Annotated in this window: 2 protein-coding genes; both read left to right on the top strand. The window is 75.9% G+C overall.

The annotated features are described in order from the left end of the window. The coding region (locus HW445_RS32380) for a 4'-phosphopantetheinyl transferase superfamily protein (RefSeq protein ID WP_180224310.1) at window positions 1-565 on the top strand (565 nt) is incomplete at its 5' end. Between the two features lie 178 nt (window positions 566-743). Further along, window positions 744-1043, top strand: a 300-nt coding sequence (locus HW445_RS32375) for a hypothetical protein (RefSeq protein WP_180224309.1), incomplete at its 3' end; no start/stop codon positions are given.

The raw sequence follows: 1043 nt of genomic DNA, 5'->3' as shown, positions 1-1043 counted from the left end.
CGCCGCCGCCGTCCTGGGCCTCGACCCGCGCACCGTCGAGCTCGGCCACCGCATCGGCGGCCGCCCGTACCTGCCGGGATGCGACCTGGAGGTCAGCCTGTCGCACACCGCGGACGTCATCGTGGTCGCGCTCTCCTCCGGCGGCCGGGTGGGCGTCGACCTCGAACCGCTGGACCGGCGCACCGACGTCGGCCTGCTGAGCGCCCAGGCCTGCACCCCCGGTGAACTGCGCGCCCTCGCCCAGCTGCCGCCGCGGCCGCGCAAGGACGCGCTGCTGCGGCTGTGGACCCTCAAGGAGGCCTACAGCAAGGCCCTCGGACAGGGCCTGCGCCTGGACTTCACCACCTTCGGCTTCGGCGGCCAGGGCGTCGGCCCCCCGCCGGACGGCGGCCTCTTCCGGCACGGCGACTGGGTCCTCGCCACCCACACCGTCCTCGACGGGTACGTGCTGAGCGCCGCCTACCAGGACACGCCGCACGGCACCCGGCCCTGGAGCGGCCCGCATCCTCCCGGCGGCGTCGACGGCGGACTGACCGCCGCGATGGAGGAACTGCTGCGGCGGTGACCGCCGGCGCCCGGGGACGCCTCGCCTCCCTGTAGATGCTCCCCTGCCACGCTCCAGACTCACTGGAGGAACCGGACACCTTACCGGTGGTACGCCTACCGTTTGCCGTAACGCCTGCACGGCGGAGCATCCGGACCGGCGACCGCGGGGAGGAGGAGGGCCACGGCCCGACGGACCGTTGACCGACGACCTCTCCACCGCCCCCGCCTCGGTCGTGACCGTGGCTCCCGGGACGTCCCCCGACGGCCACCCGCCCCTGCTGGAGCTCTTCGGAGCCCCGCACGAGGACCGGGTCGCCACCGCCCTGGACGACGAGCCCGACGGACCGCGGCACACCCTGCGCCGGCTCGGCGCGGGCCACTACCTGCTGACCCCGGAAACGGCCCGGCCCTTCCCCGCGGGCCGGGTCGCCGACCTGCTCACCATGCCCGGCCGCCCCGCCGTCACCCCGGGACCGGGACAGCGGGCCCTGCTGCGG

This window comes from Streptomyces sp. UH6 (genome assembly GCF_013421635.1).
GTDB classification, from domain to species: Bacteria; Actinomycetota; Actinomycetes; order Streptomycetales; family Streptomycetaceae; genus Streptomyces; species Streptomyces abyssomicinicus.
The sequence above is the reverse complement of the archived record's forward strand: the minus strand, read 5'-3'. Positions and strand labels throughout refer to the sequence as shown.